The 16801-nt window shown below is 62.9% G+C and carries 14 protein-coding genes; 8 read left to right on the forward strand and 6 right to left on the reverse strand.

From position 1 onward, the window contains the following. Positions 1-15 precede the first annotated feature (15 nt). From AB4N80_RS15985 to AB4N80_RS15995, 3 genes are all read left to right on the forward strand, one after another. Positions 16-549, forward strand: coding sequence for a cysteine hydrolase family protein (locus tag AB4N80_RS15985; protein WP_122568530.1), 534 nt, complete (start codon positions 16-18; stop codon positions 547-549). Between the two features lie 157 nt (positions 550-706). Then, on the forward strand, positions 707-1927 hold the full coding sequence (locus tag AB4N80_RS15990; RefSeq protein ID WP_122568531.1) for a helix-turn-helix domain-containing protein: 1221 nt from the start codon (positions 707-709) through the stop codon (positions 1925-1927). A 34-nt stretch (positions 1928-1961) separates the two neighbouring features. After that, the gene (locus tag AB4N80_RS15995) at positions 1962-2594 is read left to right on the forward strand and encodes a Vgb family protein (protein WP_122568532.1); all 633 of its coding nucleotides are present in this window, start codon (positions 1962-1964) and stop codon (positions 2592-2594) included. 154 nt (positions 2595-2748) lie between these two features. Here AB4N80_RS15995 and AB4N80_RS16000 read toward each other — a convergent pair whose 3' ends face one another. Together AB4N80_RS16000 and AB4N80_RS16005 are read right to left on the reverse strand one after the other, a co-directional pair. Then, on the reverse strand, positions 2749-3609 hold the full coding sequence (locus AB4N80_RS16000; RefSeq protein ID WP_122568533.1) for a CAP domain-containing protein: 861 nt from the start codon (positions 3607-3609) through the stop codon (positions 2749-2751). Positions 3610-3939: 330 nt separating this feature from the next. Further along, the gene (locus tag AB4N80_RS16005; RefSeq protein ID WP_122568534.1) at positions 3940-4905 is read right to left on the reverse strand and encodes an EamA family transporter; all 966 of its coding nucleotides are present in this window, start codon (positions 4903-4905) and stop codon (positions 3940-3942) included. Positions 4906-5779: 874 nt separating this feature from the next. Between AB4N80_RS16005 and AB4N80_RS16010 the strand changes: the two genes are divergently transcribed. Next, positions 5780-6904 (forward strand): sensor histidine kinase, encoded by a 1125-nt coding sequence (locus AB4N80_RS16010; protein ID WP_305481824.1) that lies wholly within the window; start codon positions 5780-5782, stop codon positions 6902-6904. Between the two features lie 96 nt (positions 6905-7000). After that, positions 7001-8092 (forward strand): SMP-30/gluconolactonase/LRE family protein, encoded by a 1092-nt coding sequence (locus tag AB4N80_RS16015; RefSeq protein ID WP_122566205.1) that lies wholly within the window; start codon positions 7001-7003, stop codon positions 8090-8092. Positions 8093-8262: 170 nt separating this feature from the next. On the opposite strand, the gene AB4N80_RS16020 is transcribed toward AB4N80_RS16015, so the two are convergent. The 4 genes from AB4N80_RS16020 to AB4N80_RS16035 all read right to left on the reverse strand — a co-directional run bounded on the left by AB4N80_RS16020 (position 8263) and on the right by AB4N80_RS16035 (position 12941). Further along, positions 8263-8655 carry a DUF1850 domain-containing protein gene (locus tag AB4N80_RS16020; protein ID WP_122566206.1) on the reverse strand — a complete coding sequence of 131 codons (393 nt, stop codon included), beginning with the start codon at positions 8653-8655 and terminating at the stop codon, positions 8263-8265. After that, complete coding sequence (locus AB4N80_RS16025) at positions 8652-10679, reverse strand: TRAP transporter permease (protein ID WP_460082935.1); 2028 nt, start codon at positions 10677-10679, stop codon at positions 8652-8654. The genes AB4N80_RS16020 and AB4N80_RS16025 overlap by 4 nt, the downstream gene beginning before the upstream one ends. A gap of 79 nt (positions 10680-10758) precedes the next feature. Further along, positions 10759-11709, reverse strand: a complete 951-nt coding sequence (locus AB4N80_RS16030) for a TAXI family TRAP transporter solute-binding subunit (RefSeq protein ID WP_305467600.1) — start codon at positions 11707-11709, stop codon at positions 10759-10761. A 227-nt stretch (positions 11710-11936) separates the two neighbouring features. After that, the gene (locus tag AB4N80_RS16035) at positions 11937-12941 is read right to left on the reverse strand and encodes a LacI family DNA-binding transcriptional regulator (protein WP_305467598.1); all 1005 of its coding nucleotides are present in this window, start codon (positions 12939-12941) and stop codon (positions 11937-11939) included. 167 nt (positions 12942-13108) lie between these two features. Between AB4N80_RS16035 and AB4N80_RS16040 the strand changes: the two genes are divergently transcribed. The 3 genes from AB4N80_RS16040 to AB4N80_RS16050 all read left to right on the forward strand — a co-directional run bounded on the left by AB4N80_RS16040 (position 13109) and on the right by AB4N80_RS16050 (position 16790). After that, on the forward strand, positions 13109-14284 hold the full coding sequence (locus AB4N80_RS16040; RefSeq protein WP_305467597.1) for a Gfo/Idh/MocA family protein: 1176 nt from the start codon (positions 13109-13111) through the stop codon (positions 14282-14284). Between the two features lie 59 nt (positions 14285-14343). After that, positions 14344-15360 (forward strand): sugar phosphate isomerase/epimerase family protein, encoded by a 1017-nt coding sequence (locus AB4N80_RS16045; protein WP_436278764.1) that lies wholly within the window; start codon positions 14344-14346, stop codon positions 15358-15360. Positions 15361-15557: 197 nt separating this feature from the next. Further along, on the forward strand, positions 15558-16790 hold the full coding sequence (locus AB4N80_RS16050) for a nucleoside permease (RefSeq protein ID WP_354338286.1): 1233 nt from the start codon (positions 15558-15560) through the stop codon (positions 16788-16790). Positions 16791-16801 lie beyond the last annotated feature (11 nt).

Here is a 16801-nt window from a genome sequence, read left to right on the forward strand (position 1 = left end):
TGAAGAGGGAAGGTCATGAACACCGCATTGCTGATCATCGATGTCCAGAACGCGCTGTGCAGCGGCGAAGAGGAGTGCTTCGACAGCCAGCGCATCATCCGGACCATCAGTGACCTCGGTGCCAGGGCCAGGGCGCTCGGCCGGACGGTGATCCTGATCCAGCATGAAGAGCTGGAAGGGGCGCTGACCCATGGCGCTGTCGGCTGGCAACTGGCCGACGGCCTGTCGACTGCGGTGGATGACCTGCGGGTGCGCAAGACCACGCCCGATGCCTTCTACCAGACCGACCTGCAACCCTTGCTGCAGGCACGAGGCATTGACCGCCTGGTGATCTGCGGGCTGCAAACCGACTGTTGCGTCAATGCCACCGTGCGCCAGGCCCATGCCCTGGGGTACGACGTGGTCCTGGCGGCCGACGCCCACTCCACCGTGGACAATGGCAGCATGGCGGCCGAGCAGATCATCGCCAACCACAACAATCGGCTGGGTCGGCTGAGCAGTGCGGTGTCGCGGATTGATGTTATGCCGGCTGCTGAGATCCGCCTGTAACCGATTACCCACAGCCTGAGTGCGGCGCAGGTTTGGGCTGGGGCAAGCCTGTGGCGAGGGAGCTTGCTCCCGCTCGAGCGCGAAGCGGTCGCAAATGCCTTGGGCCTGCTTCACAGTCCAGCGGGAGCAAGCTCCCTCGCCACAAAGGTTATCGTTCATGAATGACGAGATCACCACGGCAGCGCAAGCATTGGCAGCGGGCGATCCCGTGGCCGCGCTCAATCGCGTGGCCTTGCGCAACGATGCCCCGGCCCTCGCGCTTCGCGGCATCGCCATGGCGCAGTTGGGCGATCTGGCCAAGGCTCGGGCCCTGATGCGTCGGGCGAGCGCGGCCTTCGGGCCCAAGGAGGCCGTGGCACGGGCGCGCTGTGTAATCGCCGAAGGCGAGATTGCCCTGGCGTCCCGCGACCTGACTTGGCCGATGAAACGCCTCGACGCCGCGCGGGCGGTGCTCGAAACCCACGGCGATCGAGCCAACGTCGCGCATGCCCGCACGATCGAAATCCGCCGGCTGTTGTTGATCGGTCGACTTGACGAGGCCGAGCTCAAACTCGTCGAGCTGGATCTTGCCTGCCTGCCCTTGGCATCACGGGCGGCTTGCGAGTTAGTGGCCGCGGGAATCGCCATGCGGCGGTTGCAAACACAGACCGCCCACGCCGCCCTCGAACGGGCCGGGCACGCCGCACGGCAAGCGGGAATCGGCGCGCTGAGCGCCGAAATTGACAGCGCCTGGCAACTGCTGCACACGCCCGTCGCGCGTCTGATCGCCCGAGGCGAAGAGCGTTTGCTCGTGCTGGAAGAGGTACAAGCGCTGTTGGCCGGGACGGCGCTGGTGGTGGACGCATGCCGCTATGGGGTCAGTGGCGCTGGCATTCAGCTCAACCTGTCCCGGCGCCCGGTGTTGTTCGCCCTGATATGTGGGCTGGCGCAAGCTTGGCCCGGCGATGTGTCGAGGGCAGCGCTCATGGCCCAGGCCTTTGGCTTGAAGCTGACGGATGAGTCCCATCGCGCCCGGCTGCGGGTCGAGATGGGCCGGTTGCGAGCGATGCTTCGCCCGTTGGCGGAGGTGAAGGCTACCCCGCGCGGTTTTACCCTGGTGCCGCGGCAGGCCGATGAGGTCGTGGTGCTCACGCGCCCCGTCGAGGAACCCTACGGGGCGGTGTTGGCGTTGCTGGCCGACGGCGAAGCCTGGTCCAGTTCGGCCCTGGCGTTGGCCCTGGACATCAGCCAGCGTAGCGTGCAGCGGGCCTTGGAAACCCTGGCCGCCGCCGGCAAGGCGCAGTCGTTCGGGCGCGCCAGGGCCCGGCGCTGGATGGCGCCACCGATGCCTGGATTCGCGACGGTATTGTTACTCACTGCACTGCCATCCGATGGCTAGGATGCACTCAACCCCCACCGATGAGGCGAGTGAGATGAAACGTTCAGAGGCACAAATCCTGCGTGAATACGGCCCGTTTCCGGGCGTTGATTGCGTGCACGGCGTGAGCCATGACGGCGAGCGCGTCTGGTTCGCGTCGGGCGACAAACTGCACGCACTCGATCCCGCCAGCGGCCAGACCGTGCATTCCCTCGATGTCCCGGCGAATGCGGGCACGGCGTTCGATGGCGAACATCTGTTCCAGATCGCCGGTGACAGCATCCGCAAGATCGACCCCCGCACCGGCCAGGTCTTGGCGACGATCCCGGCCCCCAACAGCGGGGACGATTCCGGCCTGGCGTGGGCCGAAGGGTCGCTCTGGGTCGGTCAGTACAAAGCGCGCAAGATCCTGCAGATCGATCCCGCCGACGGCAGAATTCTGCGCACTATCGAGTCCAACCGCTTCGTCACGGGCGTGACCTGGGTCGATGGCGAGCTTTGGCATGGCACCTGGGAAAACGACGAGAGTGACCTGCGGCGCATCGATCCGCAAACGGCGCAAGTGCTGGAAAGCGTGACGATGCCGCCAGGGATCGGTGTGTCGGGACTGGAGTCCGACGGGGCCGATCGGTTTTTCTGTGGCGGCGGTGGCAGTGGCAAGGTGAGGGCGGTGCGTCGGCCGGCGTGAGCGCTGGCAGATTTGTCATAGCCCCCCTGTGGCGAGGGAGCTTGCTCCCGCTCGAGCGCGAAGCGGTCGCAAATGCCTTGGGCCTGCTTCGCAAGCCAGCGGGAGCAAGCTCCCTCGCCACAACAGCCGATGGCTCAATAGCGGGAATGGTTTTTCATGGCGCGCCAAGCACCATCGTCCAGTACACCCCCGCATCGCTGCGTGAATCGCTGGCGGACGCTGCGCCCATCTGGGTGAACATCGGGTTCATCAGGTTGGCGCAGTGCCCGGGGCTGGCGAGCCAATCGTGCAGGGCCTGGCTCGGTGAGCGTTGGCCGGCGGCGATGTTTTCGCCCAATTTACGTCCGCGAAAGCCGGCGCTCTTGGCGCGATCGGAGGTGGAGCGCCCGTCCGGGTCGCGATGGGCAAAATAATTGTCCCGTGCCATCGACCGACTGTGGGCTTGGGCAGCGGTGCCCAACGCGGCGTTCCAGCTCAGCGGCCGAGTTGCCGCAAAGCGCTGGCGTCCGCACATCCGGGGCTTGGCCCTGGCGGCATTGACCTGGGCCAGCAGCGTCTTGTCCGCCGAGCCCACGTCGCTCATCCGCGTGCCGCCCATGGGCTGCGCCAGCACCACGCGCCATTCATCACCGACTCGATTGACGCCGATGTCGGCGTATTGGTTGTCCAGCAGCGCCGCGCAATGCTCGTCGGCCAGCATCTCGAAGGCCTCTTCGGCATCCCGCGCATCGGTCAGGCGGATGCTGCGCACGGCCCGGGCTTGATATCCGGCGTCGTGCAAGGTTTCCCGCAGGCCACCGCGAAAGCCGATCGGCAAACCCAGGCTCGAACGCAGCACCAGCGGCGGCGTGGCCCGCACCGTGCGCCATTCACAGCGGCGGGACTCACTACGGAAGTCGTTGATAGCCTCCACCAACTGCCCTTCGCCACGGGCATGGGCGGGGCTGGTGAATAGGGGAAGCAGGGTCAGCAGGCACAGCGAAACGAAACGGCAAGAGCGAACAGGGTGGCGCATGGGACGAGCGGCTCAAGAGGGGGAGTTGCTTTAGCGCCAGGCTTGGCGCCGATCAGCTGGAAAACCCGTGGCTGCAGTTGGCGAGGTTTTCACGGCTGGGGTAGGACTGTGGGGTTGGGAACAAGTTTCAGCACGGTGAAGACTTAATCCTCAACTACGCAGGGGGCTATCTGGGAACCATGACAGGGCGGACGCTGGGGCACGGACTGAACACACTCTTGTGGCGAGGGAGCTTGCTCCCGCTGGCCTGCGAAGCAGGCCCAAGGAATTGGCGACCGCTTCGCGCTCGAGCGGGAGCAAGCTCCCTCGCCACAAAGGCGTTCAGTCAGTTCAGTTCGCCGTTTCAGCCACAGACGCCTTGACCCGCTCAACCTTGCGATAGGTCAGCAACACGATGCCCGTCACCACAATCGCACCGCCCATCACCTGGCCCGGGTTGAGCATCTGGTCCAGTACCAGCCAGCCGATCAGCAGCGTCGCCAGCGGTTCGATATTCATCACCGGGGCGTTGCGCGGCATGTCCAGGCGGGGCACGGAAATGAACAGCACGATGAACCCGGTGCCATAGAGCACCACCAAGGTCGCCAGGGCGATCCACCCGGTGCTGCTGGCCGGCAGGTCGAAACCGCCGGGCAGGGCACCGGTCAGGCCGGCGAGGTTGACGCTGCTGAATACGATGAAAATCGTCAACAGGCTGCGTACCGAACCGCGCACTTGGGACAACTTGTGATCGGTGATCCACAGCGCGCAGGCGAACACGCAGGCGGCGCAGAACGCCAGGCCCACCCCGAGCAGCCACTGCGGGCCGACGTCCTGCCCGGACGATAAGCGTGTCGGCACTTCCAGCACGAACACCAGCCCCACCAGGATCATGCCCATCAACGCGGCGGTGCGAGCCGTCGGGCGCGGCCCGCCCAGCGCCCAGGTCAGCAGGGCCAGCAGGATCGGAAACACGTTGCCGACCAACAGCGCCAACGCCACCGGCACTCTCGCCACGGCGGAGTACAGGCACAGGCTCTGGGCGCCGATCAACAGCCCCAGGGTCAATTGCCAACGCCACGCGCCGGGCGGCAAGCGCAGGCTCTGTCGCTGCCAGAGCACCATCGCCGCCAACACCAGCAGCGTCCCGCCCGAACGCAGCAGGATCGCCAGCAGCACCCCGGCACCGTCGTCGAAGGCGGCCCGGGCGGCGACATGGTTACCTGCGAAGGCACAGCCCATGCACAGCAGGACGAGCACCGCGAGGTGGCGGGGTAACGGGGTGGGGGTATCCGGTGTGGCAGTGGAACGGGTCATGGCAGGTGTCTCGAAGGCGGCCGCCAAGGCAAAAGGCCTCGGATCAGCTATTTTTAGTTATAGGTTGTCGTACAACTTTAAGGTTTCTGCCTCATGGGTTGCAAGGGATAAGGTCTGCAGGCCTGTACGCTGTGTTGCAGCGGTGCCGTCACCTTGCAATATCTACACGAGGCGGCCTTATAGCCGATCTGGTTCTTGATGAGACCGCGTGTCCCCTGTGGGAGCGAGCTTGCTCGCGATGGCGGTGGTTCAGTCACATGGATGTTGGGTTTGCTGGCCTCATCGCGAGCAAGCTCGCTCCCACAGGTTTTGCGGTATACATAAGTTTTGTGTCTGCTGAAGATCCAATGTGGGAGCGAGCTTGCTCGCGATGGTGGTGGCTCAGTCACATCGATGTCGGCATGTGTCCCGCTCTTGCTCTTGCTCTTGCTCTTGCTCCTGCTTTGGATCTTGATCTGGACGCCCCGTTAACCACGCTGGCCGAACGCAGGCATTGCGCAGTGGGCATCCCGGCATGGATGCCGGGATAACCGCGCTGGGCCATGGATTGCCCTTCGCGGCGGGCCCACGGAGCAATGCCGGAGTGAGGGTATGCCGAGCCTAGGCGAGGCACCAAGTGGTGGGGCAAAAGCGTTTTGGTTACTTTTGCGCTTTTCAAAAGTGACCCGCTGTAAGAGCGGAACCCTAAGCAGCCGTTACCGCAGAAACGGATATACACACCAATCCAACTAAAAACGACGCCACTCGAAACGGAAAATCAAAACCATGGTAAGCACCTTAAGTGAACAGCATTCCGCACATTGCCCAGCGCTTTGCTGTACAACAATCTGACCCCTGTGTCGTTTACAGCCTTACCCTTCCAGCGGAACCACTCATGCGCCTGGCTGATTTCATTCTCGACAATATCGAGCCGATTCTTCAGGCGTGGGAAGACTTCGCCAAAACCATCACCCCCGCATCCATTGGCATGGATTCCGTGGCCCTGCGCGACCACGCCGAGCAGATGCTGCGCACCATCGCCGCTGACCTGTGCACCTCGCAAACGCGCAAGGAGCAGATTGCCAAGTCCCACGGGGAGGCGCCGGCGGCTGATGCCGAAACCGCCGCCGAAACCCATGCGGTCATCCGTCAGTCCTCGGGTTTTACCGTGGAGCAAATGGTTTCCGAATACCGAGCCCTGCGCACCAGCGTGCTCATGCTCTGGATGCCGCACACGCAGCTGGATCACAAGCAGGTCATGGACGATCTGATTCGATTCAACGAGGCGGTGGACCAGGCCTTGGCCGAGTCCGTCGTCAGTTACTCGGGGGCGGTGGATGCGTCGCGCAACATCTTTCTGGGGATTCTCGGGCATGACCTGCGCAGCCCCTTAGGGGCAATCCTGCTGAGTTCAGAGGTGCTGCTGCGGGCGGGGGACCTGCCCGCCAAAGCCACCAAGATCACGTCGCGCATCTACACCAGCGTCAAGCGGGCCAACAAAATCGTTGGCGATCTGCTGGATTTCACCCGTACGCAACTGGGCTCGGGCATTCCGGTGCAGCGCTTCAACGGCGATCTGGTGGCCGCCTGCGAAGGCATGGTGGAGGAGGCGCGGGCCTATCACCCGGAAAACAGAATCCTCTTTGAAACCACCGGTCCCTTGGAAGGGTTGTTTGACCAGGCACGCATGGAGCAGGTGTTCTCCAACCTGATCGGCAATGCCGTCCAGCATGGTACCGAGGGCACGCCGATTACTGTTTCGTTGAGCGCTGAAGAGGATATGGCAGTGATTGCGATCAACAACCAGGGCAAGCCTATCGAGAAAGAGGCCATTGCCAGCATCTTCAACCCGATGGTCCGAAATCTGCGTGAAACGCAGTACGGTTCCACGGCCGGGCTCGGACTGGGCCTGCACATCGCTTCGGCAATCGTATTGGCCCATAAGGGCACCATCGAGGTGCATTCGAAGGCGCGAGTTGGCACGACCTTTACCGTTCGCATACCGCTGCACCCGGACTGATTGACTGTACGGATGGACCATTTCATATACTTGTACGATGTCTTATCACGGAGTAAAACTGTCGTCCCGTCCAATAATAATTAACGGAGACGCACGATGGATGCTTCGCAATCTGCAACCGCCGCCGATCAGGGCCGCCGGGTGTTCCTGAAAAAATCCCTGGTGGTCTCGGCCGCCGCCGCCACCCTTGGTAACTTGCCCGGGCTCGCCCAGGCCGAGCCCTTGAGCCAGCGTTACCCGGACCCACTGATCAATATCCTTGACCCCAGCTTCATGGACTTGCGCCTCTTCAACGCCAGCGTGGAGAAGCTCGCCACCGGCCTGCGTTGGGCGGAAGGGCCGGTATGGGTCGGTGATGGGCGTTACTTGCTGGTCAGTGATATTCCCAACAACCGCATCGTGCGCTGGGATGAAATCACCGGCGGCCTGTCGGTGTACCGCGAGAACTCCAATTTTTCCAACGGCATGTGCCGCGATCGCCAGGGCCGATTACTGGTGTGCGAAGGCTCCACCACCGCCAGCGAGGGCCGGCGCATTACCCGCACCGAGCACAACGGCACGCTCACCGTGCTGGCGGACAGTTTCGAGGGCAAGCCTTTCAACTCGCCCAACGACATCGTCTGCAAGCGGGACGGTTCGGTCTGGTTCACCGATCCGCCGTTCCAGACCGGCAACAACTACGAAGGGCACAAAGTCACACCGGTCCAGCCCCACGCGGTGTACCGCATCGACGGCGAAACCGGCAAGGTCAGCCGGGTGATCGACGACCTGGCGGGGCCGAACGGGTTGTGTTTTTCCCCGGACGAGAAAACCCTCTATGTGGTCGAAGGCCGGGCCAAGCCCAACCGCTTGATCTGGGCCATCGCCGTCAAGGACGACGGCACCCTGGGCGAGCGGCGCAAGCACATCGAGGGCCTGGATTACGCGGCGATCGACGGGATCAAGTGCGATGAAAGCGGCAACCTGTGGTGCGGTTGGGGCGGCAATGGCGACCCCAAGGCCGACCTGGAAAAGCTCGACGGCGTGCGGGTGTTCAACCCCGAAGGCAAGGCCATCGGGCACATCTCCCTGCCGGAGCGCTGCCCCAACGTCTGCTTCGGCGGCCGGGAAGGCAATCGGTTGTTCATGGCCGGCAGCCACTCGTTGTATTCACTGTTCGTGAATACCCGAGGGGCGACGTTTGCCTGAGTGAATAACTGATCTTCAGGTTGTTAACCATTGTGGCGAGGGGATTTATCCCCGCTGGGCTGCGAAGCAGCCCTAAGCTCAGTCAACCTCATGAGCCTGACACACCGAGATGTCAGGTTTTAGGGCCGCTTCGCAGCCCAGCGGGGATAAATCCCCTCGCCACAGATGCGTCAACTCTTTGGTGATTCACAACCCCACAGTTCCACGGTCGGCCCGCCCGCCGTCGGCGGCCCCAACCAATGGCTCATCGGCCGACAACCACCTTCGAAACACAATTGATAATCGCCAGCCTGGGGCGTGCGGGCCAGTTTCAGCGGTTGCAGGGGCGGCACCTGGCGCCGATAGTGCCAACTGCCATTCTCCAGCCGGGCATTGTCGGGAATCTCCATGCCCGCGCCATTGCCTTTGACCCTGGCTTCACCCAGGACCAGCCCCTGTTCGGTCACGCGATAGTCCTCCTCCCAGCGGACCTTCTCGATGGTGTGGTTCCACGCCAGCGTGAAATCGGCAACCGCAAGCTGGGCCCAGACCACGCCGGACAGGCCCACGCACAAGCCGATCACGCCAAGGCCCGCCCATTGCGTCGCGCGCGCCAGACGTGCTGGACAATCAGCAGCCCACCCAGCACGAAGCCAATCTCATCAGTCAGGGGCAGGGCAACCACCAGCAATGCGCCGGCGGCAAAGCACAGCAGGCGTTCCCAAACCGGCATTTTCTGTTGCAGGTAACCGGTGGATGCCATCCCCCAGAGTCCAACCGCCAACAACGTCTTGATCAGCATGTACGCCGTCATCCACAGGTTGTCGCCCTGGAGCATCAGGGCCGGGTTATAGACCGTCATGAACGGAATGACGAAGCCGGCGAGGGCGATGCGCACCGCCCAGAAACTGATTTTCAGACCACTTTCCCGGGCAATGGGGGCGGCGGCGAAACACGCCAGTGCCACCGGTGGTGTCAGGTCAGCGAGGATGCCGAAATAGAACACGAACATGTGCGACACGATCAGCGGCACGCCCAGTTCCAACAGGGCCGGCGCGGCGATGGAACTGGTGATGATGTAGTTGGGAATGGTCGGGATACCCATGCCCAACACCAGGCAGGTGAGCATGGTGAGGATCAGCGACAGCAACAGGTTGTCCCGGCCGATGGCGAGGATGTAGCCGGCAAAGGTGGAGGCCACGCCGGTCAGCGAGACCACCGCGATGATGCTGCCCACCAGGGCGCAGGCGATCCCCACCGGAACGGCGTGACGCGCGCCGTCCACCAAGGCATGCAAGCAGATGACAAGGGTTTCCCGTGTGCCTTGCATGAACCAGCAGGCCACCACCAATACGCCGATCACCGCAAACACCACACCGATGCCCAGCCGGAAAAAACCGACGCACAGTAGCCCCAAGGCGATCCAGAAGGCACAGCGCAACGCGTAGTTCGAGACCTTGAAAATGATCGCTGAGCCGAGAATCACGATAGCCGTCAACGCCAGACCCACCATGCCGGAAAACAGCGGTGTGCGTCCGGAAAACAGCAGATAGACCAACACCCCGAGCGGGATCAGCAGGTACCAGCTTTCCTTGACCGCGCCCCAGGCGCTGGGGCACTGGTCCTTGGGCAGGCCTTTGAGGTCGGAGCGCTTGGCCTCCAGGTGAACCATCCAGAACACCGAGCCGAAGTACAGGCATGCCGGTATCAATGCCGCCTTGGCGATCTCAACGAACGGCACATTGATGGTTTCGGCCATGATGAACGCCACCGCGCCCATGACCGGCGGCATGATCTGGCTGCCCATGCTGGACGTGGCTTCCACACCGCCGGCAAACGCCGCCTTGTAGCCGAAGCGCTTCATCAGCGGGATGGTGAATTGCCCGGTGGTGACCACGTTGGCGATGCCCGAGCCGGTGATGGTGCCCATCAGTGCCGATGACACCACGGCCACTTTCGCCGGCCCGCCCAGTTTGTGACCGAACAGGCCCATGGCGAAATCGGTGAAGAGCTTGATCATGCCGGCCTTCTCCAGGAAGGCGCCGAACAGGATGAACAGGAAGATATAGGTGGCCGACACGTAGGTTGGCGTGCCGTACAGCCCTTCGGTGCCGAACGACAGTTGGTTGATGATTTGATCGACGCCATAGCCGCGATGGGCCAAGTCGCCCGGCAAGTATTCGCCCAACAGGCCATAGGCCAGGAATACGCCACAAATGATCGGCAGCGCGATGCCCATCACCCGTCGCGCGGCTTCGAAGACCAGCACGATCAGGACCACGCCAATGATCATGTCGGCGGTGGTCAGGTCGCCGGAGCGCTGGATCAGGTCGGCTTCGAACACCCATTGATAGAGCGCCGTCGCCACGCCCCCCAGGCTCAAGACCCAGGCCAAGGGTTGCCAGGGACGCTGCTTGCCATAGGCGGGGTAGCTGAGGAACACCACCCACAGCAGGAAGCCGACATGCACCGCCCGCAGCACGATGCTGGAGACTGGAGAAAACGCGGCGGTGACGATCTGAAACACTGAAAACAGCAAGGCCACGTAGAACAGTGTCTTGGGCCAGTCTCGCGGGTCCGTGGCGATGCCATGCGGGTCTTCACTCATGAGGTGCCTGCCTTCTGTTCACATCCAAGGGGCGAAAACACGACGGCCAACGGCGTCGAGTGCCGTTGACCGAAGCGGGCTACAGCGCGCCCACTTCCTTGTAGTAGCGCTCGGCACCGGGGTGGAGTGCGATCGGCAGGTTTTTCGCGGCGTTTTTCAGGCTGATGTCCTTGGCCGCTGAATGGGAGGTGCCCAGGCGAGTGAGGTTCTCAAACAGCAGCTTGGTCATCTGGTACGCCACCTCATCCGGGACATCTTCGCGGGTGACCAGGATGTTGGTGATGGCTACCGTGGGTACGGCGTCGGTCTGGCCGTCGTAGGTATTGGCCGGAATTATTGCGCTCTGGTAGGCCGGGTTACCGATTTTCTCCACCACATCGGTGGGCACCGCTACGTAGCTCAGCGCCATGGTCGAGGCCAGGTCACGAATGGCCGCCATTCCCAGGCCCGAGGATTGAAGCGTGGCGTCCAGTTGGCGGTTCTTGATCAGGTCCACCGACTCGGCGAATGGCAGGTACTGGACCTTCATGTCCTGGTAGGTCAGCCCCGCAGCCTTGAAGATTGCCCGGGCATTGAGTTCGGTGCCGGATTTTGCCGCGCCGACGGAAACGGTCTTGCCTTTGAGGTCGGCCAATGTCTTGATGCCGGACTCCTGGCTGGCGACGATCTGGATGTAATTGGGATAAGCGCCAGCGATGGCGCGCAACTTGGTCAATGGCGCCTTGAAACCGGCGTCTTCCACGCCGTTCTTGGCATCCGCCACCGAGTCGCCCAAGGCCAGGGCCAGCTCCCCACGCCCGGCTTGCAGTAGATTGAGGTTTTCCACCGAGGCCTTGGTGGCTTGTACCGAGGTCTTGGCGTCCTGGATGCCGGTGCTGTAGATCTGTGAAAGCCCGACCCCGATCGGGTAATAAACGCCGCTGGTGCCTCCCGTCAGGATGTTGATGTACACCGGGCCTGCTTGGGCAGCAGTCGTAACCGCCAAGGCTGCCGCGGCGGCCAGGAGGGTGAAGCGCTGGTTGACTCGCATGGGGAACTCTCCGTCTTGTTATGGCTTTATGCAGAGTCCTTCCACTGTAGTTCAAACGCGGGTGATGGCGAGTCGAGCGGCCGTAAAGGCTTTTTGTGGCAAGGGAGCTTGCTCCCGCTGGGCTGCGCAGCAGCCCTGAAACCAGGCAGCCCGGTATGTCTGTTTGATTCAATCAGCTTCATTCGGGACCGCTTCGCGCCCCAGCGGGAGCAAGCTCCGGGTTCCATTCACTGTCTGGCTCTAGGGGCCGTACTGCCACGCACCGTCAACCCAAACGGCAACACTACATGGCGTTCGGCAATCGGCTTCTTCTCGATCAGGGCGATCAGCATCTCCACCGCTTTTTGACCAAACGTTTCGGCAGGCTGTGAAATGGTGGTCAGGGGTGGGTCGCAGTAGGCGGCGAACGGGATGTCGTCAAAACCCACCAGGGAAATATCCTCGGGCACCCGCAGGCCCATTTGCTTGATGCGCCTGAGCGCGCCGATGGCCATTTCGTCGTTTTCACAGAACAGCGCGCTGGGACGGTCGGCCAACTCCAGCATCGCGCCGGCGCCGTCGTCACCGGCCTTCAAGGTGAAGTCGCCATGGCAGATCAGGCTGGGGTCGACGGCGATGCCAGCCTGGCGCAGGGCATCCTGGTAGCCGGCCACGCGGTCCAGGGTCAGGGGGCTGCTGCGCGGCCCCTTGATGATGCCGATGCGGCGGTGGCCGAGGCCGATCAGGTGCTCGGTCATGGCTTGGGCGGCGGCCCGGTTGTCGAGGCTGATGGTCGGGTAGGGGGCACCTTTGACCACTTCGCAGGCGTTGACCAGCGGCAGGCTTTCGGCGCCCGTGGGCATCGATTCGAAAGGATCGCTGGCGCGCAACTGGATCACCCCGTCGGCCTGGTGGGCGTAGACCAGGGCGGCGAATTCCCGCTCGATCTGCGCCCGGCCCTGGGTGTCGCACAGCAGCAATCGATAACCTGCTGCCTGCGCGGCCTGCTGCGCGCCACTGATGACCCGGGCGAAAAACGTGTTGGCAATGGCCGGCACCAGGATCACCAGGTTGCCAGTGCGGCGGGAGCGAAACTGCACCGCCATCAGGTTGGGCCGATAGCCGGCCTGTTCCACTGCCGCGTTGACCTTGTCCCGCGTCTCGGGAAGCACCCGCTCGGGCGATTTCAGCGTTCTGGACACCGTGGCCACCGAAACACCCGCCAGCCGGGCCACTTCACGAATGTTGGACAAAATCACCTCAGGGGACAGGGGTTACGGTGGGGGAGCTTACCGCAGGTTGAGCGCCTCACAAATATTGCGCGGTGAACCCTTTGGGTTTGACACGCGGGAAAACTGAGCCTAGATTTCCGCCATGATGTAACCGGTTACATCATCATCCTGACAGGAAGAGAATCGCGATGAATCCTGTAGCACCGAAAATAAGAATGGGCTTCGTCGGCGGTGGAGAGGGCGCGTTCATCGGCCAGGCCCACCGTCAGGCCGCGGGCCTGGACGGCGGTTTCGAACTGGTGTGCGGTGCGTTCAGCCGCGACGCCCACAACAATCGGCAGACCGGCGCGGCCCTGGGCCTGCCAGCGTCCCGTTGCTACCACGACTGGCAGCAGATGCTCGACACCGAAGCGCTGCTGCCGCTCGACCAGCGCATGGAACTGCTGGTGATCGTCACCCCCAATCATCTTCATGCACCCATCGCCAGCCAGGCCTTGAAAGCCGGTTTCCATGTGTTCAGCGAGAAACCCGCCGCACTGGACCTCAACGAGTTGCTGGCCCTGCGGGAGGTGCTGCAAGGCAGCCGTTGCCTCTACGGCCTGGCGCACACCTACCTGGGCTATCCCATGGTGTGGCAGGCCCGGGACATGGTGCGTTCGGGCGTGATCGGTCAGGTGCGCAAAGTGCTGGTCGAGTACCCCCAAGGCTGGCTCAGCCAGGATGTCGCGGCCCAGGGCAATAAACAGGCCGAATGGCGCGACGACCCGGGGCAGTCCGGGTTGGGCGGTTGCATCGGCGACATTGGCACCCATGCGTTTTCCCTGGCCGAGTTCGTCGCGGACCAACCGATCCAGCAGCTCTGCGCCACATTGGGCACCCACGTCCCGGGCCGGCAATTGGATGACGATGCGGCGATGCTGTTCAAGATGGCGGGTGGCGCCAGCGGTGTGTTGATCGCAAGCCAGGTCTGCACCGGCGAAGAGAACCCGCTGAAGATTCGCGTCTACGGCGACAAGGGTGCCTTGGAGTGGCGCCAGGAAGAACCGGCGAGCCTGATCCATCGCGCCTTCGATCAACCCCTGCACATCCTGCGTAGCGGTGTCGGCCAGCCGTGGCTGTGCGAGGCGGCCACGCGGCGCATGCGCCTGCCGGCCGGGCATCCCGAAGGTTATCTGGAAGCCATGGCCAACCTCTACGGCGATTTCGCCCAGGCCATTCGCAGCCATATCGAAGGCCCTGACGCCCCAGGCGTACCCGGCATCGAAACCGGCTTGCGGGGCATGGCGTTCATCGAGGCCGCCATCCTCAACCACCGTGGCGACGCGAAATGGACCGCCGTGCAAACCGGAGCATCCTTGTTGTGAATACCTCCAATAAAACACCGAGCGGCCTGCGCGGCCCGGGCATTTTCCTGGCGCAGTTCATGTCCGCCGAAGCCCCGTTCGACACTCTGGCCAACATCGCCCAATGGGCCGCTTCACTAGGCTACAAGGCCATTCAACTGCCAACATCTGGCACCCAATACATCGACCTGGCCCGGGCCGCCGAGAGCCAGGCTTATTGCGATGAGCTCAAGGCCACCTGTGCCCAGGCCGGTGTCGAAATCAGCGAACTATCGACGCACCTGCAAGGCCAGTTGGTGGCGGTGCACCCGGCGTTCGACGCGCTGTTCGACGACTTCGCCCCGGCCCATCTGCGCGGCCAGCCCCAGGCGCGGACCGAGTGGGCGGTCGAGCAACTCAAGCTGGCCGCCCGCGCCAGCCAGCGGCTGGGGCTCAAGGCCCATGCGACGTTTTCCGGCGCGCTGCTGTGGCCGTATTTCTACCCCTGGCCGCAGCGCCCGACGGGCCTGGTGGAACAGGGTTTCGCCGAACTGGCGCGGCGCTGGTTGCCGATTCTCGAATGCTTCGATGCGGCCGGCGTGGACCTGTGCTACGAAATCCACCCCGGCGAAGACCTCCACGACGGCGCCTCCTTCGAGCGTTTCCTGGAGGCGGTCGATCATCACCCTCGGGCGGCGATTCTCTACGACCCCAGCCATCTGCTGCTGCAACAGATGGACTACCTGGGCTTCATCGACCGTTACCACGAACGCATCCGCATGTTCCACGTCAAGGACGCCGAATTCCGCCCCGATGCCCGTTCCGGGGTGTACGGCGGCTACCAGGGCTGGGTCGATCGCCCTGGGCGGTTCCGTTCGTTGGGCGATGGCCAGATCGATTTCAAATCGATCTTCAGCAAGCTGACTCAATACGATTTCAGCGGGTGGGCGGTCCTGGAATGGGAATGTTGCCTGAAGGATTCGCAACAGGGTGCGGCAGAAGGCGCGGCGTTCATCCAGCGGCACATGATCAGCAAGACCGGCAAGGCGTTCGATGATTTCGCCAGCGTTACGGCGGATGAGGACTCCAACCGGCGGTTGTTGGGTTTGTTGAGGTAGCTGGCGCAAAGCAAACCCCTGTGGCGAGGAAACTCATTGTGGGAGCAAGGCTTGCCCGCGATGAACGAATACGCGGTTCAACTGTGAGACGGCGGCGCGGCCATCGCGGGCAAGCCTTGCTCCCACAGTTGAGGTCCCTTTGTAACAAAAGCGGTGCGGCTTTTTTTCACAAGAACAACAATAAAACGGTGACTGTCATGACCACGATGAACGCACGCCTCAGCGTGATGATGTTCTTGCAATTCTTTATCTGGGGTGGCTGGTTCGTCACCCTCGGCACCTTTCTGTCCAGCACCCTGGGCGCCAGCGGTGGGCAGATCGGCATGGCGTTCTCCACACAATCGTGGGGGGCGATCATTGCGCCGTTCGTCATCGGCCTGATCGCCGACCGCTTCTTCAACGCCGAACGGATCCTGGCGGTGCTGCACCTGCTGGGCGCGGTGTTGCTGTATCAGCTGTATTCGGCAGCGGATTTCAGCGTGTTCTACCCGTACGTGCTGGTGTACATGGTGGTCTACATGCCGACGCTGGCCCTGGTCAATTCCGTGGCGTTCCGGCAGATGCGCGACCCGGCGCTGGAGTTCTCCCGCATCCGAGTCTGGGGCACCATCGGCTGGATCGTCGCGGGGGTGGTGATCAGTTTCGTGTTCGCCTGGGATTCGCGCGAAGCGATCTCGGCAGGCGGCTTGCGCAATACCTTCCTGATGGCGGCCATCGCGTCCCTGATCCTGGGCCTCTACAGCTTCACGCTACCGGCCACGGCACCGCTCAAGGAACAGGCCAGCGCCGGCGGCGTCAAGCAACTGCTGGGGCTGGACGCGTTGGGGCTGCTGAAGGATCGCAGCTACCTGGTGTTCTTCATCGCCTCGATCCTGATCTGCATTCCCTTGGCGTTCTATTACCAGAATGCCAACCCGTTCCTGGCCGAAACCGGGATGACCAACCCAACGGCGAAGATGGCCATCGGGCAGGTCTCGGAAGTGTTGTTCATGCTGCTGTTGCCGCTGTTCATCCAGCGCTTCGGCATCAAGCTGGCACTGTTGGTGGGCATGCTGGCGTGGGCGTTGCGCTACGTGTTGTTCGCCTACGGCAATAACGGCGACCTGGCGTTCATGCTGTTCACCGGCATTGCCCTGCACGGTATCTGCTACGACTTCTTTTTTGTCTCGGGGCAGATCTACACCGACGCCAAGGCACCGGAGCGCTTTCGCAGTTCGGCCCAGGGCCTGATTACCCTGGCGACCTATGGTGTGGGAATGCTGATCGGCTTCTGGGTGGCGGGGCAGGTGACCGATCACTTTGTCGTGGCCGGTGGTCATGACTGGCAGAGCATCTGGTTGTTCCCGGCCGGTTTCGCGTTGCTGGTATTGGTCTGCTTCCTGTTTACCTTCCGTGGCCAGCAGGCGCTCGTTGCGCCGTCAAAGGCCTGAAGCAGCGCCGG

The sequence above is a fragment of the Pseudomonas sp. H3_A02 genome (genome assembly GCF_054671965.1).

Coding starts and splice junctions, on each gene's coding strand:
- AB4N80_RS15985 (WP_122568530.1), top strand. CDS start 16: ATGAACACCGCATTGCTGATCATCGATGTCCAGAACGCGCTGTGCAGC.
- AB4N80_RS16000 (WP_122568533.1), bottom strand. CDS start 3,609: ATGCGCCACCCTGTTCGCTCTTGCCGTTTCGTTTCGCTGTGCCTGCTG.
- AB4N80_RS16040 (WP_305467597.1), top strand. CDS start 13,109: ATGAATCCTGTAGCACCGAAAATAAGAATGGGCTTCGTCGGCGGTGGA.
- AB4N80_RS16045 (WP_436278764.1), top strand. CDS start 14,344: ATGTCCGCCGAAGCCCCGTTCGACACTCTGGCCAACATCGCCCAATGG.
- AB4N80_RS15990 (WP_122568531.1), top strand. CDS start 707: ATGAATGACGAGATCACCACGGCAGCGCAAGCATTGGCAGCGGGCGAT.
- AB4N80_RS16050 (WP_354338286.1), top strand. CDS start 15,558: ATGACCACGATGAACGCACGCCTCAGCGTGATGATGTTCTTGCAATTC.
- AB4N80_RS16025 (WP_460082935.1), bottom strand. CDS start 10,679: ATGAGTGAAGACCCGCATGGCATCGCCACGGACCCGCGAGACTGGCCC.
- AB4N80_RS15995 (WP_122568532.1), top strand. CDS start 1,962: ATGAAACGTTCAGAGGCACAAATCCTGCGTGAATACGGCCCGTTTCCG.
- AB4N80_RS16010 (WP_305481824.1), top strand. CDS start 5,780: ATGCGCCTGGCTGATTTCATTCTCGACAATATCGAGCCGATTCTTCAG.
- AB4N80_RS16015 (WP_122566205.1), top strand. CDS start 7,001: ATGGATGCTTCGCAATCTGCAACCGCCGCCGATCAGGGCCGCCGGGTG.
- AB4N80_RS16030 (WP_305467600.1), bottom strand. CDS start 11,709: ATGCGAGTCAACCAGCGCTTCACCCTCCTGGCCGCCGCGGCAGCCTTG.
- AB4N80_RS16005 (WP_122568534.1), bottom strand. CDS start 4,905: ATGACCCGTTCCACTGCCACACCGGATACCCCCACCCCGTTACCCCGC.